We start from the raw sequence: 21973 nt of genomic DNA, 5'->3' as shown, positions 1-21973 counted from the left end.
TTAAAAATAATAGACTGTTTGGAGTTATTGATTTTGGTGATTATATTGTCGGTGACCCAGATAATGACTTTTTGTGTTTGTTGGATTGTAGTGAAGATGATTTTGGGAAAGACTTTGGCAGAAGAGTTTTGAGGTACTATCAGCACAAGGAACCAGAGGTGGCAGAAAGAAAAGCAGAGCTTAATGATGTGTATTGGGCTATAGACCAAATTATTTATGGTTATATACGAAACGATAGGAAAATGTTGACCAAAGGGGTTTCTGAATTGCTACAGACACAAGTGGGGAGGTTTATATTTTAGTAGGAAAAAGTGTTATGAGATTATATCATGGAAGAGGTGATTATGTTGGAAGCAAAGCGAGTCTCATTTCGTCCGATGAACAAGGATGATTTACTTCTTATGTTAAAATGGTTGACGGACGACCGTGTTCTTGAATTTTACGACGGTAGAGATAAGAAGCATACACAGGAAACGATTTGTGAGCATTATACTGAACAATGGGCGGATGAAATTTATCGAGTCATCATTGAATATGATACAATTCCCATCGGTTACGCACAGATATATAGAGTTCAGGGCGAGCATTTCGACGAATATAATTACCATAAGACTGATAAAAAGATTTATGCGATGGACCAATTTATCGGTGAGCCAGAATATTGGAATATGGGAATCGGTACAGAATACTGCCGAGTGGCATGTCAATATCTACGAACGGAAATGTGTGCTGACGGGGTGATTCTTGACCCACGAAAAAACAATCCGCGAGCGATACGAGCATATCAGAAGGCAGGATTTGAAATTATTAAAGAGCTTCCCGAACATGAGTTACACGAAGGGAAGAAGGAAGATTGCGTGTTGATGGAATGGAAAGCGTAATGTTAATGAAATCTAACTTTTCAAATGTCCAATTCAAAAAAGCACCCGTTCACTTTTGTGGAGTGGACGGGTGTTCTTTTGTAAAAACCTTAACTAAATGACATTGCTCGTTTGAGGGGGCTTTTTTTCCGTAAGAAAATCAGTTTTCCCACTTGCCTTTCACATAGCGGGGAAGCTCGGTAAGCTTGCGCACCTTCACGCAGCGGAACTGGCCGCTGGTCGCTTCCTTGCGGGTCTTGCCTACGGATTCAAAGGTCAGCTCATTATAGGAAAGCGTGGCAACGTATTCAAAATGCTTGCTGTTGCTTTTACGCATCTGGGCCGTGACCGTCTCCTGGTCGATTTCCGTAAACGTCGCAACGTACGTGGAGCCGCGCTTCACGACCTGCGGACGCGCACGATTGACCGTCATGCGCTTGTTGGCGCTCTTGACGTACTGATGGGCAAAAGTGTTCAGATCGGTCTGAATCTTGGATTCGTTGGCGGCAAAAGAGCTGCAGGGTGCCGCAACAAGACCGCAGAACGCCGCAGCCATCAACCAATGACGAAACATCAAAAAACTCCGTTGGAAAGAGAGGCCCGGATTGCCGGGCCTCTCGCAGTATCAGTCAACAGTTAGTTGAAGAGAATTTCCACGCGACGGTTCAGGTAACGGCCTTCTTCGGTGGAGTTGTCGTACTTGAAGGACTTGCCCATGCCGATGGCGGTCAGCTTGGAAGCGGGCACGCCCTGCTCGACCAGATAGGCCTTAACCGCGTTGGCGCGGTTCTGGGACAGCTTCTTGTTGTAGGCGTCGGTACCGATGGAGTCGGTCCAGCCTTCGAGGGTCACGCTCACGTTCTTTTCCTTGAGAACGGCGGCAGCTTCATCGAGGATTCCCTGAGCCTTGGCGTCAAGAGCATAGGAGTCGAACGCGAAGTTCACGCCGTGGAGCACGAGGGCTTCTTCGGCAACGGGAGCACCGGTGGTGTAGAACACGTCGGCCACGAACTGGTTCACGGCATTCTGGTCGGCCAGAAGATCGGAACCCTTCACGGACACGGAGCAGGAGTTCAGAGCGGCGATCTTGTCGAGAACGGCCTGACCTTCGGGAGTGTCGGCAAAGGAAATGACATGGAAGCAGATGCCGGGCTGAGCCTGATAGATGGCGGCAGCTTCGGCCACGGGGTCGATGCCGGTGTTGTTGGCGCCGTCGGAAGCAAGCACGATGGCGGTAGGACGGGCCATGGTGGCATAGTCACCGGAGTTGGCGGCAAAACCGTCGCCCATGGGGGTCATGCGGCCGAAAATGACGCCGTCACTTTCAAGGGAGGCAATGCCGTCGTTCATGGCGGAACGATCCCAGTCGCCATAGGAAACGACCTGGCCGGCAGGGGCAACGGTATGCATGGACGCCTTGTAGCCAAGATCCGGAATGGCTTCATTCACGGCGGCAAGAACCTGCTTGGCAGCGGCGGCCTTGGTCATCTTGAGGTCAGGAGCCTGCATCATCATGGAGCCGGACTGGTCGGCGAGCAGATCGAAACTGTCCACCTTGCGAATCATGTCAGCGGCCTGGGCAGCAGAGGCAATCCCCATCACCAGAGCCGCGACAGCCAGCGCATTACGAAACACTTTCATGGAATCCTCCATTACTTAAAAATGTTATGGCAAACTCGGATGTCCTATCTCTATCAGAGCCATTTCCGGCAGGCAAGTAGAAAAAAGGCGAAAGAGTAAAACTCTTTCGCCTTTCCTAACAGTCGTTAGGCGACCAGAGGTCGAATCAAACGGCCTACACGCAGCCGGTGGGCTTGGGCAGACCGGCCATCTTGCAGGCGCCCTTGCCGGGGCCGGAGGGGAACAGTTCGTAGATTTCCTTCAGCTTGTAGCCGGTGTTCTTGGACATGATACGCACCATGGGGGCGATACCATTCTTCTTGTAGTAGTCCTGCAGGAAATCAATAACCTTATGATGATCGGCGGTGAGTTCCGGAATACCTTCGGATTCCTTCACGTATTCCAGCCATTCAGGGCACCAGTCTTCGAAACGAAGCAGGAAGCCGTCTTCGTCGACTTCAAAGGTTTTTCCCTGGAAAGAAACTTCAGCCATGCGCGTCCTCCTTGGACATGTTGGGACTGTGGGGAAATTGTCTGCGTTGTGCGCAGACTCACATACATACAAAAAAGGAAAAAGACGTTCCTTCTGTTCAGGGAGCCTGCCACAAATATGGGGAAATGACAAGTCCTGCCAGCCATTCTTTTTGCCGTCCTGCAAAACCTCTCCGGCTCGCGCCGATTGCCGTCGGGTAAAAGAACTGCCGGAAAAGCCTTGTACAGGGTTTTGGCCGGAGACGCAAGTCCTTTCTCCTGAAAAACGCAGAAAAGCCCTTCTCGCCGTTTCAGCCCGCTAGCGGGGCATGCAGCACTTCTTGTACTTCTTGCCGCTTCCGCAGGGGCAGGGATCGTTGCGACCGATCTTGGGGGTCTCGCGACGGACGGGCTGCTTGGCGTAGACGTTGCCCTCCACATAGAACCACTCGTCGCCTTCTTTGCGGAAGAAGGCGTCCTCGCGCAGCTCCTGGGGCACGTTCTGCACGCTGTAGTGGGCGCTGAACTTCACCTCACCGGTGGAATCATGCTCGCCGCCTTCCACGGTCTCAATAATCTCAAGTCCTTCCCAGGTCATGAGGGAAGACCATTCCTTGATTTCATCGGCAGAGGCATCCTCGCGGAACTCAGGATGCGTGGTGTCGGTAAGGAACTGATATTTGCCCAGGCAGTGCGCGGTGTAACGGGCGCGCATGAGGGCTTCGGCCGTGGGAGCCTTGGCCTTTCCTTCGATATACTGGCCGCAGCAGGCATCCAGCTCAAGGCCGGAGCCACAGGGACAAAGACTCATAGAAATATCCTCCAAAAGGTTTGCGCGCAGTGTGCCCGCATTTTTCTCCGTTGACAAGCCCGGGAAGAGGCAAAAAAAAAGCCCGCCGGAGAGGGAGGCCGACGGGCAGACGATGTTGATTGCTGTTCCAAAGGAATGATGTCTCATATACTGCAATTTTCGTGCCAAACAGAATCATATTTTATATTAATCAATAAAATCAAATAATTATAAATTTTACCCTCTCCATAAAGACTCTTAATACGGAGGAAAAACGTATTTTTTTTTGAACAGGCACGTTTCTCTGTTTCCCGCATGGGGAGAGACGCCAAAAAAAATTTGAACACCGGGGTGTCAAAGGGGAGAACGAAGGTCACTGGCAGGCCGGAAAACGCCGTTCGGCACGGCATATTCTCCCGTCATGCGCACGCTCCGGACGCCGATTTCCCCACGTTCAGAACCCATCTTAAGAAAAACATGACTCATCTTCGATACAACACACTAAAAACATTGTTCTTTTTTATTAAAACTTTTTTTGTGTCCTTTGGCCTTCCGAACCGGAACGCAAGTTCTTTCTCGTAAAAAAACTCGCACGACCATCTCTGCGGGCCCTTTCTCTCCGTCTCTCCCGCAGGACGGAGGAGCGGCGCGCTTCAGACTTCATGACGGCGCTCCGCTTCCGGCCGGCCGGAAGGCATGCGCCTTCCGAGGGAAAGGGACGCGCTTTTTCTGAAAAGCCCGAGAGGAAAAAACGCGTTTCCGAACGCCTTTCCCGCCTTGAGGCGGCCGAAGTCCGTCAGGCCAGGCTCTCCAGCCTGCGGAAGCGTCGCAGCGTGAGATGGCAGACCGCTATGGCCAGCGCATCCGTAGTGTCAAGCGGCCCGTCGATGTGAGCTCGGCCCAGAAGACGCGCCACCATGAAGGCCACCTGTTCCTTGTCGGCCCTGCCTGTGCCCACCAGGGTCTTTTTCACGAGCGTGGGCTCGTAGTCCTGCACGGCAAGACGGAACGAGGCGCAGGCGGCTATGGCCGCTCCGCGAGCCTGAGCCAGCTTGATGGTGGACATGACGTTCTTTGCCGCGAACACCTGCTCCACTCCGGCCTCTTCGGGACGGTATTCTTCGATGATGTCGTGCAGTCCGTGATAGATGAAGGCCAGACGATCGGGAAAGGAGCTGCCCTTTACGCGCAGAACGCCGTTGGCCAGAAGCTCCAGCCTGCCGGAGGATTCACGTACCACGCCCCAGCCGGTGACGTTGGAGCCGGGGTCTATGCCCAGAACGGTGACGGCGGATTCCGAGGAAGAAATCATGCTTTTCTCGCAAAATGAAAGGGCCGGGGCAGAAAATCTGTCCCGGCCCGAAAGTTCAGACTCGACTCACGCCATTATTCGGCGGGAGCTTCCTCGGCGCCTTCCATGAAGACGGCGACCATGGTGAAGTCGGACTTGTACACGGCCTTCACGCCTTCGGGAAGAGGCATGTTGGAAACGCGGATGCTCTGGTTGATTTCCAGACCGGACACGTCAAGGTTGACCTTGCGGGGCATATCGGCAGGCTTGGCGGAAAGCACCACTTCGTCGCGGTAGGTTTCCATGGTGCCGCCCATCTTCACGCCCTTGGGAGTGCCGACGTATTCCACCTGCACCTTGACCTTAATTTCCTTGTCGAGGTCAACGCCGAAGAAGTCGACATGAGTGAAGGTGTTCTTCACAGGGGAGTACTGGGCGTCCCACACGAACACGGGATGCAGGGTCTTGTTGCCGTTCTCGTCTTCGATTTCGAGCTGGAAGACGTTGGTGCGGCCGACCTGTTCGTAAATCTTGTTGAGGGGCAGTTCAGCCATCTGAACGGCGATATTCTGACCGTCGGCGGTGTAGTACACGCCGGGCACCAGATCTTCGGTACGCAGGCGGCGGTTGACGCCTTTGCCGAAAGCGGTACGCTTCTTCACAGAAAGAGTTTTCAGTTCGGACATGATGCTTTCTCCTTATGGGCCGTCTCCCGTCGAACGGGGCGCGGCGCGATATATCGTCTTCAATACCCCGACTAGAACAGGGCGCTAACAGAAGAACCGTCGTGAATATTGCGGATACTCTTGGCCAGGACTCCGGCAACGGAAGCCACACGGAGCTTTTCACACTGGGCGGCATGGTCGCCGAGCGGAATGGTGTCGGTCACGATGACTTCCTTGAAGGGGGAGTCATTGAGGCGGTCGCAGGCCGGGCCGGAAAGCACGGCGTGCGTAGCGCAGGCGTACACTTCCTTGGCGCCGCCTTCCATGAGAATGTTGGCTGCCGTGCAGATGGTGCCCGCGGTGTCGATCATGTCGTCCACGAGCACGGCGGTCTTGCCGGCGACGTCGCCGACGATGTGCATTTCCGCCACCTGATTGGGACGATCACGGCGCTTGTCGATGACGGCAAGGCTGGCGTCCATCTTCTTGGCGAAGGAACGGGCGCGTTCCACGCCGCCGGCGTCGGGGGAAACCATGACGATGTCGCCGGAAAGCGCGCTGAGCTTCTTCAGCAGCACCGGACGGGCGTACAGGTTGTCCACAGGGCAGTTGAAGAAGCCCTGGATCTGACCGGCATGAAGATCCACCGTAACGATGCGCTGGGCGCCGGCCACGGTGAGAAAATCGGAAACGAGCTTGGCGCTGATGGGAGCGCGGGGGCTGACCTTGCGGTCCTGACGGGCATAGCCGAAATAGGGAATGACGGCCGTGATGCGGCCGGCGCTGGCGCGCTTCAGGGCATCAAGGATAAGGCACAGTTCCATGAGCGACTTGTTGGCCGGGGCGCAGGTGGACTGAATGACGAACACGTCGTGCCCGCGAACGCTGGCGCCGATTTCAACGCGCAGCTCTCCGTCGCTGAACGTGGTGCAGAGCGCCGGTGTGAGGGAGCAGCCGAGGTGGTCGCAAATGTCCATGGCCAGCTGTGGATTGGCCGTACCCGTGAGAATTTTGAGGTCGCCGTACATAGGAACATGCCCTTCCTGAGTAAAGTATCCCGAGATACACAAGCGGCGCCGCCGCCAGGCGAAGCCGAAACAAACGACAATTGGCTGGGGCGGCAGGACTTGAACCTGCGAATAGCGGACCCAAAACCCGCTGCCTTACCGCTTGGCGACACCCCACCAGGCCCAGTCGACACAACGACTCAAACAAGGAAAGGGCCGAACACTTCCGCGGACTCTCTCTGGTTCCTCAGCGTTTCGGCAGCCTGTGCCGCACGCCTGGAATCGCGAAAAAGCCCGAACAGCGTCGAACCGCTTCCGCTCATGCCCGCGATGTCCGCACCCTCCGCCAGAAGCCGCGCCTTTAACGCCGCAAGAGAAGGATGAGCCGCGAAAACCACAGGCTCAAAGTCGTTCATGCCATAGAATGACTGGCAACTTGAACGGTTATTTTTATCTGCCTTCCTTTTCTCTGTCAAGGAAAATGACGCCCTTTCTTTGTCCCACGCCGCATAGGCCCATGCGGTGTTCACGCTGACGGGCGGACAGAGCAGAACGCAGCTGAATCCTTCCACGCCGCTTTCCACGGGGAAAAGCCTTTCGCCTATGCCTTCGGCAAGGCAGGGATGGTTCAGCAGAAAGAAGGGAACGTCGGCTCCCACGCGGGCGGCCAGGGCACGAAGTTCCTCTTCCGGCAGCGGACGCGGCGCGTGACGCTGCAGCCAGCGCAGCACGCAGGCGCCGTCCGAACTGCCTCCTCCGAGACCGGCGCCGTGCGGAATGCCCTTGACGAGCTCCACATCCACGGCGGGAGCGAATCCCGAGGCCTGCGCGTAAAGGTCATACGCGCATGTCAGCGTGTTGCGCTCAAGGTCTATGCCCTCGGTCGCGCAGCTCACCCTCATGCCGCCCTCTCTGTCCGCAGGCCGGAACACCAGCACGTCTCTCGGTTCCGGCAGAGGCAGAAACAGCGTTTTCAGCTCATGATAGCCGTTCGGAAGCCTTCCCGTGATGAAAAGAAAAAGATTGATCTTGCCGCAGGCCAGCACCGTTTCTTCCTGCCGCGGCACGGCAGTGAAAGCGGTCGTCGTGTCGTTGATCATGTCCGCTCCGAAGCTCTTGAAGCCGGCCCCCTCCGCAGGGGCTCTTTGTTGTCAGTCTCCGTTTCCGGCACCTTCCGGCTCGAGCGCCGCATTCACTTCAAGGCTTTCGGAAAGGAACCCGGCAAGAGAAGCCACGGCCGCCTGCGCCGCAGACAGCGCGAGCGCTCCGGCAAAAGGAACCTTCTCGGCCTCGGCCCGGGCGACAAGCGCATCGCCTTCCAGACCGCACGAAACACGGACGGCGCAGCTCACGCCGTGTCTTTCGGCCACGGCCGAGGCAGCGGCCAGACCGTCCTCCCGGGCCGTCTCAAGCGCGGCCGCCCCTTCATCCGAGAGCAGACGCCCCCGGGAAGCCTCGGAGAGCTCCGCTCCTGCCCTGGCACGCACTGCCGCGGCACTTCCGCCCTTTTCCGGTCCCTTCGACCTCACGGCGTCCAGAATGACCTGAAGAACACCGTCAAGATCAAGATCGGAGGTGTCGACGATGACGGCGTCATGCGCAGGACGAAGCGGATCGACCGCCCTGCCCCGGTCCTGAGCGTCGCGCTCCTCGATGCCTCGCAAAATGTCCTCCTGCGTGGCTCCGTTGAGAGCGCCCTTCGCCTCCAGCTCCAGATAGCGGCGCCGGGCGCGGACCTCGGGACGGGCATCCAGAAAAAACTTGTGCCGGGCGAGAGGAAACACCTTCGTGCCCATGTCGCGCCCTTCGGCAACCAGGGAACTGCCTTCGCCGAGCGCGCGCTGCTCGCGCTGAAGCTCCTCGCGCAGCACCGGCAGACGGGCTACCAGAGAGGCGAGCCGTCCGGCCCGCTCCGTGCGGATCTCGGGCCCCACCGGTTCCCCGTTGCAGAAAAGCTGCGGCGCGCCTTCTTCCCGGGACTCCAGAGAAAAACGGCATTCCCGGCACCGTGCGCGCAGCCTCGCCTCATCGAGGTCCGCGGCTCCTGCGCCGAGGCGCAGCCCGAGGGTGCGGTACATGGCCCCCGTGTCGAGGTAGGCTATGCCGAGTTCCGCGGCCAGACGACGGGCCAGGGTGCTCTTTCCCACCCCGGCGGGGCCGTCCATGGTGATGACGCCGTAACAGGACGCTGCCATGACTACGCTCCCAGAATCTCGCGCACAAGGCGCAGGAACAGCTCGTTTTCCTCGTCGGTGCCCACGCTCACGCGAAGTCTGTCGGGCAGGTGATAGCTGCCGAGAGCGCGGATGATGACGCCGCGCTTCAGAAGTTCGCCGTGCAGGGTCTTCGCGTTCACGGTTCCTTCGGGCAGGCGGAACATGATGAAGTTCGACAGGCTGGGCGTCACCTCGCAGCCCATGGCGCGCAGTTCCTCCGTAAGGCGCGCACGGCCGCGCTGCACGAGGGCAATGGTGTCCTCGCGGAATTCCGCGTCGGCCAGAGCGGCGATCGCCGCCTCTTCCGCCAGAATGTTGAGCGAAAACGGCAGACGCACGCGCCACATGTAGTCGGCAATGACCGGAGGCAGCACGGCATAGCCTATGCGGAGACCGGCCAGTCCGTAGACCTTGGAGAAGGTGCGCATGACGGCCACGTTGGGAAGTCTGTCCAGTCTGGACATGACGGAGTGCTCGGGGCCGGCAAATTCGATGTATGCCTCGTCGACCACCAGCAGGCAGGCCGGAGGCAGGGCGCGGGCCAGCTTTTCCAGATCATCCGGCGAAGCGACGCGTCCGGAGGGGTTGTCGGGGGACGTGACGATGACGAGCGTGGTGTTTTCATCCACCAGCTTGAGCAGGCCGTCGAAGTCAAAGGTGAAGTCGGGATTCAACGGAGCCTGACGCAGCTCCACGCCGGCCATTTTCGCCTGCGTGGGATACAGACCGAAGCAGGGACGGAACACCACGGCATTGTGCACGCCGGGCACGGCGCGCACACGGAACAAGAGGTCGATGACCTCGTCGGAACCGTTGCCCACGAAAATGCGCTTCGGGTCCACGCCGTAGCAGGACGCAAGAGCCTTCACCAGTCTCGGGTTGCCCGACTGCGGATAGCGGAAGGCCTCGCCGGCGCAGTCCGCGATGACCTTGCGCACGCGGGGCGACACGCCCAGCGGATTCTCGTTGCTGGCCATTTTGACGACGCGGGAAAGGCCGTAGCGCTCGGCGATTTCCGCAATGCTGAGACCGGGTTCGTAGGATTCAAAAGTCGCCACTTCGGGGCGGACGTCATTGAACGAGGTGAAGGGAAGAGTCATGGCGAGTCCTTGCAGATGAAACGGGCAATAAAAAGGGCTTTCCTCTCCCGGACGAAGCCGTAAAAAGGAAAGCCCTGTTTCTGTTCATGAAAAAGCGTTAATCCTTGTACATCGCGCCGCCGGTGTAGTTGTCGGAAGGACGAATGGTAAGGACGGGCAGATGGGAATTCTTGACGACCCGTTCGGCCACGGAGCCGAAGAGAATGCGGTCGATGCCCTTGCGTCCATGGGTACCCATGACGATGAGGTCGGCCTCTTCCTTGGCGGCGATTTCAAGAATTTCCTCGGCGGCATAGCCGACCACGACTTCAGCCTTGGTCTCCACGCCTTCAAAGTTTTCGGACACGAACTGGGCCATGGCCTTTTCCGCACCGGAAACGATTTCTCCCACGAAGCTGTCAATCGTGTTCGGCGGGACATGGAAGCCCGTGTACTGCGTCAGCGTAGGCGCCGCATATACGGCCACGATGCTGGCATTCATGGCCTTGGCAAGCATGCAGGCGTATTCGGCCACTGTCTTGCTGTGCTCGGAGAGGTCCAACGCACATATGATCTTCTGCAGCTTTGGCATATTGCCTCCTATGTTTCTGTGTCCGAGGCGGAATGCCGCCTAAACATGGCTTTAATATAAATGCATTCCCTCAAAGTTGCAAGCTCCGGGCGTGTGAAAAAAAGCTGCCGTTCTCATGCCGTCACAGACGGGCGGCCTCTGCCCGCATTTCTTCCACGATCTGCGCCGCGGCTTCCACGTCGCCCTCTTCCCATGCCGCTCGAAAACAGCGCGCCATGTCGGCCAGCGTGTGCATGCCGTACCTGTCGGCAATGCCGGAAAGAGCGCGCGCACCGCTTCGTATGGCCTGCACGTCGCCGTGCAGAAGCGCCTCGGAAATGCCGTTCAACATCCCGTTTATCTTGTCGAGAGGCACCTCAGCAAGCTCCGCGGCCTTTTCTTCGTCATCGTCGTCCGGGGAAGAGGTCCCCGCATCTTCGGGCTCCCTTTTCCCGGGGCCGGCTTCGGATGACACGTCTTCGGGCTTCTCATGAATGAGCCCGGGTTCAAGCTCTATGAGCATTTCCTCGGCGATCGTCGCGTCTCCGGCGTCCGGCACGTCGGATAGTCTGTCCTGTTCCGTCAGTTCCTGCACGCCGCTTTCCTCGGCCAGCACCTCTTCGGCCAGCAGCTCCACGACCTCCCCTTCCGGTTCCGTCTCCTGAGCACAGGAGACGACGGGCTCCGCGTTCTTTTCCGATTCCGCGGCAGTCGCGGATGCTGAATCAACGGGTACGGTCTCAACGGGCGCGGAGGCCACCTCCAGCGGCTTTCCGGAGCGTTCATGGCCGTGGAAGAGCGAGGCAAGCCAGCCCTTCTTCTCCTGTCTGCCCGCGTCCTTTTCCAGAGAAAGAGCCTTTCCGGTCGTTTTTTCTTCGCCCTCCGGCGCCGCCGTCGGGGGAGCGATCTTCTCCGCTTCCGCCTTGTCCGCTTCCGAGGGCACAGTCTGTGCCGCCACGCGGCGCACGGCCTTGGGCTGCATTTTCGCCGTGCCGGAGTGAGCTCCGGCCAGAACGGCGGCGAGCGTGATGCGCTGCGAGCTCAAAACGGGTCTCTTCTCCGTCGGGGAAATGAGCCACCTCGTCATGGCGCGCAGATCCTTGCGCACCACGGGCAGCAGAATGGACTCGTCGCATCCCGCCTTGGCCATGCGCTCGGCCTGCATGTCGTCTCTGGCCAGAAGAAGGAAAGGCACGGCGGCAAGCGCCTGTTCGCCCTCAAACATCCGTATGGCCGCAAGCCCCTGCACCATGTCGTCCTCGCCGAGAGTGCCGTCGAAAATGACCAGTGCTGCGGGAGAAGAGGCATAAAGCTGCGCGGCTTCCTCGGCATCGCGGGCTTCCCAGAGAGGATAACCCATGTCGTCCAGATAGTGGACGTACATCTGTCGGCTGAGTCCGTCGGGAGAGACGAGAATGACGGGAGACGCGACACGGCTCTCTCCGTCGCTTCCAGCCGCAGGAACGGCCCGTTCCGTCACGCCGTCGGCCTCCATGGCCGTGCATTCCATGCTGAACGAAAGCTCCATGCCCTGCGGCGTGCTGTCCACGAAAAGATCGCCGCCATGGGCGGCGGCAAGCTCCCACGCCCGGGAAAGAAGCGCACTCTGCCTGCCGCGCGGAGGCTGCGCCTCGCCGTTGTCGGACACGGTGAACTGCAGATGGCCGGGATGCGTGCTCGAAGGAGAGCGGCGCACGTGCAGGCTGACCGCTCCGCGGGAGGAGGCCCGGACGGAATCGGCCAGAATGAGCGTGAGCAGCGTGGTCAGGCGGGCCGCGTCGCCGCGGAATTTCTGACCTATCTGGGGCGCCACATACCATGCGAGGCCGAGTCCCTTCTTCTCTGCGTCCTCAAACACGGAGGCGAACACCTTCCGGATGACCTGCCTGAGCTCGAAGACCTGCAGGGAGGATTCCGGCAGCGCGTCCGGGGAAGGATGATCGAGAGCGTTTTCCGAAAGCCTCCGCGCCGCGGCCACCATGGCGTCGGCATGGGTCATGATGTCGACCTTGTCCACTCCGGCGCGGGAAAGGGCCAGATCCAGACGGCAGGCCTCCTCAAAAAGCTCTTCCGCGGTGCTCCGGAACGTACGGCGAAGCGCGGCAAGACTGTTGTCCTTGTAGGTGTTGGCCCGTGCCTCCCCGTTTCTGCGCGGGGCCACGTCCAGTGAAAGTTCCTGCTCTGCGGCGGGCTCGTCTCTGTGCGGCGCGGCACAGGCAAGAAAAAGCAGCCCTGCGGTCTGTCCCGCCTGCACGGCAAGCCCCCACCAGGGATTCTCCAGCCCGTGGAGCATGCCCCACAGAGAAACGGCAGCACCGCCGCCCATGGAAAGGCAGGCCAGCGCGAAGGGCCCGCTTCCCTGCACGCCCCGGAACACCAGGACAATGGCGGGAACAAAGCAGATGACGGCGGCAAGCGGCCAGAGCGGCAGCAGCCTTGCCGTCCACGCCATGCCGGGCAGAAGCGGCACGATGGCCGCACAGGCACCCGGCAGGGCAAAAAGCAGAAAAAGCGTATCCACAAAGGGAGAGGTCACCCGCGTGCGCATGAGCACGCGCCCCGCATGAGGAAGCATGAAAAGCGCCACGGCCGCGCCGAACATTCCGGGGAAGGAGACCGTGCCCAGGGTTCCCGAGGGCGTGGCGGGCACGCCCCACCATATCTGAGCCATGGAGGCAAAGGCCAGAATTCCTATCCAGAACCGCCCCTCTCCCCTTTCCGTCACGCTGAGCAAAAGACACAGAACGCCGAGAAGCGCGAGTCCTGCCAGAGAGAGCAGCGTGCCCAGTCTGTCGGGGGAATCCATGACGGCATGAGAAGAGCACAGCGCCGGATGGAACCACAATCCCGGCAGCCCGCTCATGCGCACGAGCACCTGCCCCTGTCTGCCCGCGGAAAGAAGATCATACACGCCGCGGGATTCGGCCTTCACGGACTGCCAGTTTCTGCCGTCCGAAGAAAGCCAGGCCTCCACCTTTCCGGGCATCTGCGTGCCGAGATCAAGCCAGAGTGTATGCGGTGCGGAATCCTTCACGTCGGAAAGATCGAGATGCAGCCACAAGGTTCCCGTCTCGCGGGAAAGCGCGTCCACATCATACGGACGGAACTCATCCAGCCTGTCGACCGCCGAGGTCTGATCCAGCGTGCCGTTGCGATCCAAAAGCATGGACAGCAGCGGACGCACGCTCACGCGCACGGCGGAAGAGCGCTTTTCCACGGGAGGCGGAGCGAGCGGCTGAGGCTCGGCCCGTATGGTCACAGGCTCGGGCAGCACCACGGAAGGCGCAGGCCCGGCAATGACCGGACTCTCCTGCGCCTCATCGGCAAGCAGAGGAAAGGGCAGGCTGAGCAGTGCCCACAGAAGGACGGCGATCAGCCTGAAGCAAGTATGGAAAGCGGAAAACGGAAACATGACAATCCCGTATGATTACTTCTTGAAACGGTCGCGGACCGGCTTGCCCGCAGGGTCTGTGGCGTCGGGATAAAGCTCGAGCACGCGCTTCCACAAAGGCAGCGCGTCGGCAGAACGTCCCATGCCCTCCAGAAGCCACGCGCCGTGCACCAGTGCCGGAGCAAAGGAGTCGCTGAGTCCTATGGCCTGCTCATAGGCCACGAGAGCCGTGTCCTTTCTGCCCCGTGCCTCGAGCTGAAGCGCGGCGTCCACCAGTATTTCCGGCATGATGTCGCGGAGCTTTGCGCCGCTTGCCAGCGTAAGGGAAGGATCGTCCCTGAGCACGGACTGCCAGAAGGCCACGGCCTGCGCCGGCTGTTCCAGATCGAGCAGCATGGTCACGCCCTTGTTGAACACGGCGTTTCTGTGCCCGGGCTGATCCCTGAGTGCCTGATCGTAGCATTCCACGGCCTTTTCCGGCTCGCCCTTCATGCGGTACATGCTGCCCATGTCGGTGCGCACGTCGGCATTGCCGGGTTCAATGCGCAGCGAGGTCTGATAGGCTTCTATGGCCCCGTCGGGATCGCCGAAGTCGAAGCAGGCGTTGCCGAGCTTCGTCCATGCCTCGGCGCTGTCCGGCTGCTTCACGGCGTCTTCCCTGAGATGCTTTATGTGTTCCGCCTGAGCCGCGGCGTCGGGCAGAGACGAAGCGGAGGCAGACGTCTGGGCGGGCGCGGGGGCGGCCGCCTGCGCGGGAGTCTCCCGCGTGAGCGCCTTATGTTCGCCCATCATGCTGCCGCAGGCAAAGCCCGCGACAAAGGTGACAAGGCACAGGATCACGGCGGAGCTGGTCAGCATGGTGCCGCGCGTTTTCTCATTGTTCATGGCATGTCCTTCGTGGGCCGGCACGCTACAGCACCCGGGTTATGGTCCATCCGTCCGCCCGGGCCGCCGTTTCGGCATCGGCCCCGCCGAGCACGCAGGGCACGGCCTTCTCAAGCGCACGCGCCAGATAGGGCGCAAAATCATGGAAATCGGAAAGTCTGGTCGCAAGAATCTCCTCGCGGATGCGCTGACGCTGTTCATCGGTCTCGCCGCTCATCCAGCGGGAAAAGGCCGTGGCGCCCTTGGCTCCGGGCAGCATGTAGGCATCCACGTCGCCTATGGCTCCCACCACCGCACGGGTGATGTCGGCCTCGGACAGGGAAAGGTTGCCGAGATAATCCGCGGTCTCACGATAGACGCGCAGCGTGTTTTCGACGTTGGGATCACGGTAGGACGCAAAGGTGAAGGCCTCCGTGGCGCGGCCGTAACGCGCAAAGCAGCCGTAGGCCCCGCCCTGCACGCGCACGCGGTCCCACAGATAGCCCATGCGCAGATGACGCAGAATGACCGCCTGCGAACCGCTGTAGACGTATCCGGTGCCCTTCAGACTGAGGCCGAGGCCCACGTAGTTGACCTGCGCGGGAATGCCGAGGAGCTCGGCTCCGGGAAGAGGCGCAAGATCAAGGGCGCACGCCTGCAGCGGACGGGAAGGCAGACGGCGCACCAGCGCTTCCAGCGGAAAACTTGCAGCGCCGAGAAGCGCGGCGTCGGCCGTCATGTCCAGCTTCACGTCGTCACGGCGCACGATGCTCTCATGAAGAGCCGCCAGATCGTCGCGCACGCTCTCCCAGTTCTCGTCCACGCGACGGATGAGCTCCCGGACGTAAAAGAGCTCGCTCACGCCGTTCATCTCCTCGGAAATGCGGCCGGCAAGCGACAAGGCGCCGTTCAGACGGGTGTTCACCAGAAGATGTCCCGAAGGCACGGCGGCCTGTTCCATGCGGGCCTTTTCCTCAAGGACCATCTGCATGAAGCGGTCGCGGTTGTCGAAGTCGGGCTCAAGAAGAATCTCCTGCATGAGCGCGGTCATGCGCTCCACCTTGTCCGCCGTGCACTTGCCGGAAACGGAAAGATAGCAGACCGGAGAGGCGTCGGACACGCGGGGAAGGACCACGGCTCCCGCACCGAGACTGCCGGTATGGGCCGAAATCTCAAAGCCGAGCGTCACGTAGTCGCTGCGCTTCGTGCCGAGCTCGGTAAGCGCACGGGCATAAAGAGGCACCAGAGGAAGCAGACGGGAAGGAACGGCGAAAAGGTCAAAGGCAAGCCGGGCATAGAGAATGCCCATGGTGTCGAGCTCATGGGTCACCACGTCAAGTCCGCCCTTCTGCTCCACGGCGCAGGGAAGCACCGCATTTTCAACGGGCAGATCCTTCTTTCCGAGACTCGGAACGGTATCCAGCGCCTCCTGGGAATCGGGCTTCTGCTGAGCGGCACGAAGGGCCGCGGCGATGTCCGCCACCTCTTCGCGTTCCTTTTCGCTCATGCCGTCATGAATGGCGGCAAGGCGGGCATCCTCGGCAACCTGCCTCGCGGCGGCAAGACCGGCGTCGGGCAGAAGCAGCACGGTGACGCGATGGGGATTGTCGAGGAACCAGCGGCGGATGGCGTTCTCAAACACCTTTTCGCCCGACGCAAGACGCGCCTTGATGGAGGCCAGCGGCTTTTCCCAGGCCAGCGGCGCAAAGGCGTCGCCGTCATACAGCCAGTCGGAGAGGCTGCGGAACATGGCGGCAAGCCCCCTCGGGAACGAACCGGTATTGTTCTCGCGCAGCATGAATTCCAGAGAATTGAGCGCGGCTTCCACGGCCGGAGCGGGCACGCCGTTTTCCGCCAGATCGGCAAGCGTGTCCATCATGAGACGTTCCACCTCAGGCGCGCTCTTCGCATCTATGGAACGCAGGCCCATGGAGAAGTAGGCCTGACGCAGATCGCTTTCAAGCCCGCAGCCGGAAATGTCCTCGCCGAGACCGGAATCCATGAGCGCCTTGCGCAGCGGCGAGCCCGGCAGCCCGGCAATGACGTGTTCGAGCATGTTGAGCACGAACATCTCCTCGGTATCCTTCGATTCGCACAGAAGCCAGTTCACGGCCACATGCGCCTTGTCGGCATCCTCGCCTTCGGACGCGGCATAGGGCACCTCGAGAAGACGCGGGGAGGAAAGACGGGGCTGAAGCGGCACTTCGGAGCGAACCTCGCGCCTCTCGTAGGGCGCGAGCACTTCGGCTATGCGGGAGAGACGCGCCTCTTCAGGGTCGTCGCCCCAGAAGAAGAAGCGCGCGTTGGAAGGATGATAGTAGGTGGCATGAAACTCGCGGAAGGCCTCGAAGGTGAGCGTGGGAATCACGGCCGGATCGCCGCCGGAGTCGAGGCTGTAGAGCATGTCAGGGAAAACGGCGTGCTGACACTCCTCCATGAGCACGGAATCGGGCGAGGAGTACACGCCCTTCATCTCATTGAACACCACGCCCTTGAACTGCCAGGGAGAATCGGGCCCTTCGGCCTCGATGTGCCAGCCTTCCTGACGAAGCACGTTCTCGTCGATGCGGGGATGAAACACGGCGTCGAGATACACGTCCACCAGGTTATAGAAATCCTGAAGGTTGCAGCTCGCCACGGGATAGCAGGTCTTGTCGGGGAACGTGAGCGCGTTGAGGAAGGTCTGAAGGGAACTTTTGAGAAGCTCCACAAAGGGTTCCTTCACCGGATACTTGTCCGAACCGCAGAGCACGGAGTGCTCGAGAATGTGGGCCACGCCCGTGGAATCCTTCGGCGGCGTGCGGAAGCTCACTCCGAAGGACTTGTTCTCGTCGTCGTTGCAGACGGACAGAAGTTCCGCGCCGGTGACGTCGTGCTTCCAGAGACGGACACGACCGCCGGCCTCATGCAGACGCTCTTCCCTCACAAGGGTGAATCCATGGCTGTTCATGCGTTTTCCTTATATGCGTTTTCCTGTGTTCAAAATGAAAAAGGCGGCCCGTGGCAAGGTCGCCAGCGACGCCCCGCGGGCAGAAGACCGGACCGTCATTTCTCAGCAGTTGGCGGCGCGAAGAATCTCCTCGACCTGTTCCAGCGCCATGCCGTCTTCCATGCCGCACAGCGTGCGCACGGCAAGCAGAAGCAGATCGAGAGGAATCTCCATGGTGTAGCGACCGTTGTACATCACGCAGCGCTCTCCGTGCACGGATATGCGATAGGCACGGCAAACAGTCCTTTCTCCACTGCCCTTCTGAATGACATACACCTGCTCGTGCTGATCGGTGACATAAAGCTTCTGATGCGTAAGCACACCGCTGTATTCATCGTACCACACCGCCTCGGAAAAAAGCCGTCCATAAAACATGAAATCGGCGTCGTTTTCCAGATGCAGCGTCATTTTTTCCAGTTCATTCATCGCGGTGGCCATGACAACTCCATTTCCAACATGATGCATGGGGCCTGAGCCCCTTTTGTCCTGCATAGCATCCGTGCATGGACAGTGTCAATGTTGATATTGATAACTTATTGAAATACATTGTGTTTAATTTTATGTACGCAAAAATTGAACCAAGGTTCCCCTTCAATTCCCTCATCCGGCTCCGCAGAGCGACACAGGGAGAAAAAACAGAAGAAACAGCCTGTTCTTCCCGCCGCAAAAGACGCGTGCCGGGTCACGTTCCCCTGCATGGAGAACCGGAAAGCTCCCGGCCATGTTCCATCCGCTCTCTTGTCATGACCGGCACTCGACCTTATAGAAAAGGCATGGCCCGCCTCTATTAACCCATCAAGGATGCTCCATGCAATACTGGCTTTTTAAAACGGAACCCGGCTGTTTTTCTCTGGATGATCTCATGTTTTCCCCGGATGCCACCACCTCCTGGGACGGCGTGCGCAACTATCAGGCCCGAAATCTCATGCGCTCCATGAAGAAAGGCGATCTCGGATTCTTCTATCACAGCGGCAAGAAGCCGGAAATCGTGGCGCTTGTGGAAGTGGTGCGCGAGGCCTACCCGGACCATACGGCTCAGGACCCGAAGAACCGGCACTACGACGAAAAGGCCACGCCGGAAAATCCCCGCTGGTACATGGTGGACGTAAGGCTGGTGCGTCGTTTCGAGAGACCCATACCTCTGGACGAGCTGCGCAGGCAGCCGGAACTTGAGGGCATGGAACTGCTCAAGCGCGGCAGCCGTCTTTCCGTGCAGCCCGTGGAAGAACCTTTCTTCCGGCACATCATGGCCATGGCCGGAGACGAGAAGCCTCTCGAAGCCACACATTAGACGCCGCCTCACACGGTGGAACGCCGGGAGCGCGTCTTTGAGCGAAAGCCTCGAAGAGAGCACGGCACGTTCCCATCCGGAGCACGGCCGCCCCCTGCTCGACGCTTCTTTATTTCTCTTCTTCCGCGCTTCTTCTCTTCTGCATACGACAAGGACGGCGCTCTTTCCTCCAAAGAGGGAAAGAACGCCGTCCTTTCATGCGTGAGGGGGAAGATCGCGTCTTCCCCCGTCGGTTTCAAACTATTCGCCGGCCTTGGCGGCCTGGTGAGCGGCCACGACCTTGTCGACCACGGGCTGAGGAGCTTCCTCATAGTGATCGAATTCCATGGTGAACACGCCCTGACCGCCGGTCATGCTGCGCAGGTCGGGAGCGTAGCGCAAGACTTCGCTCATGGGCACGTTGGCCTTGAGTTCGGTGATTCCGCCCTGAGAATCGGATCCGAGTACCTTGCCGCGACGGGAGGACAGATCGCCGATGACGTCGCCCATGTACTCGTCGGGGATGGTCACGGTCATCTGCACGATGGGTTCGAGCAGCACGACCTTGAGCTGTGCCATGGCCGCCTTGAAGGCGATGGAACCGGCCATCTTGAAGGCCATTTCGGAAGAGTCCACGGTATGGTAGGAACCGTCGTACACGCGAACCTTGAAGTCCACCACGGGGCAGCCTGCAAGGTAGCCGCGGGCGGCACTTTCCTGAATGCCCTTGTCGATGGCGGGAATGTACTGACGGGGAATGACGCCGCCCACGATGGCGTCCTCAAAGGTATAGCCGGAGCCGCGAGGAGCGCCTTCCATCTCTATCCAGCAGTCGCCGAACTGACCGCGGCCGCCGGACTGCTTCTTGTGACGGCCCTGTACCTGCACCTTGCCGCGCACGGTTTCGCGGTAAGGCACCTTGGGCGTCTTGAGCACGATGTCGACCTTGGAGCGGCGGCGGGCCTTCTCCACGGAAATTTCGATGTGCAGCTGCCCCATGCCGGACAGCAGAATGTCGGAGGTTTCCTCGTCGCGGCCGAGCTTGAGGGTAACGTCTTCGTCAAACAGCTTCTGCACGGCGGCGAACACCTTGTCTTCGTCGCCCTTCTGCTTGGGCGCGAGGGCGAAGGTGATGAGCTGCGGCGGCAGCTTGGGCAGTTCCACCTCAAAGGGAGCCTTTTCGTCGCACAGGGTGTCGCCGGTACGGGTGCTCTTGAGCTTGGTCACGCCCACGATGGCGCCGGGGCCGAGGGCATCCTTGCAGGCGGTCTGCGTCTTGCCGTTGACGTAGAAGAGCGATCCCAGCCGTTCCATTTCGCCGGTACGCATGTTCTTCAGCGTGGAGTCGGAAGAAATGGTGCCGGAAATGACGCGCAGCATGTTGACCTGACCGGAGAAGGCGTCGTTAAGGGAGCGGAACACGAAGCAGGCGGCCGGCCCTTCGGGATCGGCGGCGCGTTCGGAGCCGTCGGCACCGAGCACGGCGGGACGGTCGGCAGGCGAGGCGAGCAGGTTGTTTATCTGGTTGAGCAGACGACGTCCGCCGCGGTTCTGCATGGCGGAAGAAGGCAGTACGGCCACGATTTCGCCGGAAAGAACGCCCTTGCGCAGACCGAGGGTGATGTCCTCGTCGGACAGGGAGCCTTCTTCCAGATAACGGTTCATGAGATCCTCATCGGAGGTGGCGATGTTTTCCACGGACGTATCGCGCAGAAGCATGACCTCATCTTCCATGTCGGCCGGAATGGGCATGTCCTCGGTTTCGCCGTTTTCCAGGAAGCGATAGGCCTTGCCTGCGAACACGTCCACAAGGCCGATGAATTCGCCGTTTTCCAGAACGGGGATGTAGAGCACCACGGGGCGGACGCCCAGATGCGTGGTCAGGCTGTTCAGCGCCGCGTCGAAGTCGGCACGTTCACGATCCATCTTGGTGACCACGGCAACGGCGGGCAGTCCCGCGCTCTTCACGCTCTTCCACATGCGGCGCATCTGCGGACGCACGCCGTCCACGGCGTCGACGACGATGACCGCGCTGTCCACGGCGGAAAGCAGCCATTCCATGTCGCCGGCGAAGTTGGAGTCGCCGGGGATGTCGATGAGATTGTGACGATATCCCTTCCAGTCAAAAGTGGCGAAGCCGGGCTGAATGGAGCCGCGACGCTTGATCTCTTCGGGTTCGTAGTCCAGAGCCGTGGTGCCTTCTTCTATGGCGCCAAGACGATTGATGATTCCAGCCTGAAACAGCAGCATTTCTGCCAGCGAAGTCTTACCGCAGCCACCGGTGCCGATGAGGGCGTAGGTGCGTTGGTTCTCCAAAGCTATGGACATACGAATCTCCACTAGGGTTTGAATTTCTCTCGGACGCAAAAAGGGCGCGAGGCCCCTGCATCAGTTCAGTGAATCCTTATATAAGGTCATAAAAAGTGCCGCCATGCCCTGTCAAGCGCATACCGCTATTTTTCTGGTGAAAAACGGACTTTTCTCCCGGCCGGTCATAAAAGAGTGACTTTCCCCCTGTCTTCCAGTAAGGTTTGAGCCGCGCGGCACGGGCGCGCCATTTTTCAACGGCGGAATACCGCCTCTTTTCTCATCACGGAGTCGTCATGGATACCTCAACGCCCGCTTTCGTCATCATCGGCGGCGGACTTGCCGGCTGTGAATGCGCTCTCGCCCTTGCACGGGCGGGGCTCGCATGCACGCTGTACGAACAGAAGCCCGAAGCCTTTTCCCCCGCCCACACAAGTCCGCTGCTCTGCGAACTCGTCTGCTCCAATTCCTTCCGGTCCAACGATGCTCAAGGGTCCGGCGTCGGTCTGCTCAAGGAGGAGATGCGAAAGCTTCACAGCGCGACCATGGCCGTGGCCGAGACCTGTTCCGTTCCTGCGGGCA

General features: G+C 59.7%; 19 protein-coding genes, 1 tRNA gene and 1 pseudogene. 4 read left to right on the top strand and 17 right to left on the bottom strand.

Annotation, left to right across the window (positions count from 1 at the left end):
- Both QZZ60_RS05165 and aac(6')-Im read left to right on the top strand, forming a co-directional pair.
- On the top strand, positions 1-302 hold a 302-nt coding region (locus QZZ60_RS05165; protein ID WP_367119405.1), incomplete at its 5' end, for a phosphotransferase.
- Between the two features lie 42 nt (positions 303-344).
- Complete coding sequence (aac(6')-Im, locus tag QZZ60_RS05160) at positions 345-881, top strand: aminoglycoside N-acetyltransferase AAC(6')-Im (RefSeq protein ID WP_270856772.1); 537 nt, start codon at positions 345-347, stop codon at positions 879-881.
- Positions 882-1020: 139 nt separating this feature from the next.
- Here aac(6')-Im and QZZ60_RS05155 read toward each other — a convergent pair whose 3' ends face one another.
- The 16 genes and pseudogenes from QZZ60_RS05155 to QZZ60_RS05080 form a co-directional block, all read right to left on the bottom strand.
- Positions 1021-1434, bottom strand: a complete 414-nt coding sequence (locus QZZ60_RS05155; protein ID WP_295638759.1) for a hypothetical protein — start codon at positions 1432-1434, stop codon at positions 1021-1023.
- Between the two features lie 62 nt (positions 1435-1496).
- Positions 1497-2501, bottom strand: a complete 1005-nt coding sequence (locus QZZ60_RS05150; protein ID WP_295638756.1) for an OmpA family protein — start codon at positions 2499-2501, stop codon at positions 1497-1499.
- Positions 2502-2655: 154 nt separating this feature from the next.
- Positions 2656-2973: a TusE/DsrC/DsvC family sulfur relay protein gene (locus QZZ60_RS05145; RefSeq protein WP_294446216.1), complete on the bottom strand. Its 318-nt coding sequence runs from the start codon at positions 2971-2973 to the stop codon at positions 2656-2658.
- Positions 2974-3270: 297 nt separating this feature from the next.
- Positions 3271-3762 carry a YchJ family protein gene (locus tag QZZ60_RS05140; RefSeq protein ID WP_295638753.1) on the bottom strand — a complete coding sequence of 164 codons (492 nt, stop codon included), beginning with the start codon at positions 3760-3762 and terminating at the stop codon, positions 3271-3273.
- A 775-nt stretch (positions 3763-4537) separates the two neighbouring features.
- Positions 4538-5053: a crossover junction endodeoxyribonuclease RuvC gene (gene ruvC, locus QZZ60_RS05135; RefSeq protein ID WP_295638750.1), complete on the bottom strand. Its 516-nt coding sequence runs from the start codon at positions 5051-5053 to the stop codon at positions 4538-4540.
- Positions 5054-5127: 74 nt separating this feature from the next.
- Entirely contained in the window at positions 5128-5718 is a 591-nt protein-coding gene (locus QZZ60_RS05130; RefSeq protein WP_295638748.1) for a 50S ribosomal protein L25/general stress protein Ctc, read from the bottom strand.
- A 71-nt stretch (positions 5719-5789) separates the two neighbouring features.
- Entirely contained in the window at positions 5790-6725 is a 936-nt protein-coding gene (locus QZZ60_RS05125; RefSeq protein ID WP_294446220.1) for a ribose-phosphate pyrophosphokinase, read from the bottom strand.
- A gap of 81 nt (positions 6726-6806) precedes the next feature.
- Positions 6807-6881, bottom strand: a tRNA-Gln gene (locus QZZ60_RS05120).
- 23 nt (positions 6882-6904) lie between these two features.
- Complete coding sequence (gene ispE, locus QZZ60_RS05115; protein WP_295638745.1) at positions 6905-7804, bottom strand: 4-(cytidine 5'-diphospho)-2-C-methyl-D-erythritol kinase; 900 nt, start codon at positions 7802-7804, stop codon at positions 6905-6907.
- Positions 7805-8221: 417 nt separating this feature from the next.
- Positions 8222-8899: pseudogene (gene cmk, locus QZZ60_RS05110) on the bottom strand ((d)CMP kinase); the annotation flags it as partial.
- A gap of 2 nt (positions 8900-8901) precedes the next feature.
- A complete protein-coding gene (gene hisC / locus QZZ60_RS05105) occupies positions 8902-10020 on the bottom strand; it encodes a histidinol-phosphate transaminase (RefSeq protein WP_295638741.1) in 1119 nt (372 codons plus the stop codon).
- Positions 10021-10117: 97 nt separating this feature from the next.
- Entirely contained in the window at positions 10118-10591 is a 474-nt protein-coding gene (locus QZZ60_RS05100) for a universal stress protein (protein ID WP_294446223.1), read from the bottom strand.
- A 121-nt stretch (positions 10592-10712) separates the two neighbouring features.
- Positions 10713-13982, bottom strand: a complete 3270-nt coding sequence (locus QZZ60_RS05095; protein WP_295638737.1) for a hypothetical protein — start codon at positions 13980-13982, stop codon at positions 10713-10715.
- Positions 13983-13997: 15 nt separating this feature from the next.
- Positions 13998-14846, bottom strand: a complete 849-nt coding sequence (locus QZZ60_RS05090) for a tetratricopeptide repeat protein (RefSeq protein WP_295638734.1) — start codon at positions 14844-14846, stop codon at positions 13998-14000.
- A gap of 25 nt (positions 14847-14871) precedes the next feature.
- A complete protein-coding gene (locus QZZ60_RS05085) occupies positions 14872-17775 on the bottom strand; it encodes an insulinase family protein (protein ID WP_295638731.1) in 2904 nt (967 codons plus the stop codon).
- Between the two features lie 102 nt (positions 17776-17877).
- Positions 17878-18252: a hypothetical protein gene (locus QZZ60_RS05080; RefSeq protein ID WP_295638729.1), complete on the bottom strand. Its 375-nt coding sequence runs from the start codon at positions 18250-18252 to the stop codon at positions 17878-17880.
- A gap of 370 nt (positions 18253-18622) precedes the next feature.
- Between QZZ60_RS05080 and QZZ60_RS05075 the strand changes: the two genes are divergently transcribed.
- Positions 18623-19105 (top strand): EVE domain-containing protein, encoded by a 483-nt coding sequence (locus QZZ60_RS05075; RefSeq protein WP_295638726.1) that lies wholly within the window; start codon positions 18623-18625, stop codon positions 19103-19105.
- A gap of 240 nt (positions 19106-19345) precedes the next feature.
- Here QZZ60_RS05075 and QZZ60_RS05070 read toward each other — a convergent pair whose 3' ends face one another.
- Positions 19346-21412 (bottom strand): elongation factor G, encoded by a 2067-nt coding sequence (locus tag QZZ60_RS05070; protein WP_295638724.1) that lies wholly within the window; start codon positions 21410-21412, stop codon positions 19346-19348.
- A gap of 275 nt (positions 21413-21687) precedes the next feature.
- Between QZZ60_RS05070 and QZZ60_RS05065 the strand changes: the two genes are divergently transcribed.
- On the top strand, positions 21688-21973 hold a 286-nt coding region (locus tag QZZ60_RS05065; protein WP_295638721.1), incomplete at its 3' end, for an FAD-dependent oxidoreductase.

The organism is uncultured Mailhella sp. (genome assembly GCF_905187505.1).
Classification (GTDB): Bacteria; Desulfobacterota; Desulfovibrionia; order Desulfovibrionales; family Desulfovibrionaceae; genus Mailhella.
The sequence above is the reverse complement of the archived record's forward strand: the minus strand, read 5'-3'. Positions and strand labels throughout refer to the sequence as shown.

Coding starts and splice junctions, on each gene's coding strand:
- QZZ60_RS05155 (WP_295638759.1), bottom strand. CDS start 1,434: ATGTTTCGTCATTGGTTGATGGCTGCGGCGTTCTGCGGTCTTGTTGCG.
- QZZ60_RS05150 (WP_295638756.1), bottom strand. CDS start 2,501: ATGAAAGTGTTTCGTAATGCGCTGGCTGTCGCGGCTCTGGTGATGGGG.
- QZZ60_RS05145 (WP_294446216.1), bottom strand. CDS start 2,973: ATGGCTGAAGTTTCTTTCCAGGGAAAAACCTTTGAAGTCGACGAAGAC.
- QZZ60_RS05140 (WP_295638753.1), bottom strand. CDS start 3,762: ATGAGTCTTTGTCCCTGTGGCTCCGGCCTTGAGCTGGATGCCTGCTGC.
- ruvC (WP_295638750.1), bottom strand. CDS start 5,053: ATGATTTCTTCCTCGGAATCCGCCGTCACCGTTCTGGGCATAGACCCC.
- QZZ60_RS05130 (WP_295638748.1), bottom strand. CDS start 5,718: ATGTCCGAACTGAAAACTCTTTCTGTGAAGAAGCGTACCGCTTTCGGC.
- QZZ60_RS05125 (WP_294446220.1), bottom strand. CDS start 6,725: ATGTACGGCGACCTCAAAATTCTCACGGGTACGGCCAATCCACAGCTG.
- ispE (WP_295638745.1), bottom strand. CDS start 7,804: ATGATCAACGACACGACGACCGCTTTCACTGCCGTGCCGCGGCAGGAA.
- hisC (WP_295638741.1), bottom strand. CDS start 10,020: ATGACTCTTCCCTTCACCTCGTTCAATGACGTCCGCCCCGAAGTGGCG.
- QZZ60_RS05100 (WP_294446223.1), bottom strand. CDS start 10,591: ATGCCAAAGCTGCAGAAGATCATATGTGCGTTGGACCTCTCCGAGCAC.
- QZZ60_RS05095 (WP_295638737.1), bottom strand. CDS start 13,982: ATGTTTCCGTTTTCCGCTTTCCATACTTGCTTCAGGCTGATCGCCGTC.
- QZZ60_RS05090 (WP_295638734.1), bottom strand. CDS start 14,846: ATGAACAATGAGAAAACGCGCGGCACCATGCTGACCAGCTCCGCCGTG.
- QZZ60_RS05085 (WP_295638731.1), bottom strand. CDS start 17,775: ATGAACAGCCATGGATTCACCCTTGTGAGGGAAGAGCGTCTGCATGAG.
- QZZ60_RS05080 (WP_295638729.1), bottom strand. CDS start 18,252: ATGGCCACCGCGATGAATGAACTGGAAAAAATGACGCTGCATCTGGAA.
- QZZ60_RS05075 (WP_295638726.1), top strand. CDS start 18,623: ATGCAATACTGGCTTTTTAAAACGGAACCCGGCTGTTTTTCTCTGGAT.
- QZZ60_RS05070 (WP_295638724.1), bottom strand. CDS start 21,412: ATGTCCATAGCTTTGGAGAACCAACGCACCTACGCCCTCATCGGCACC.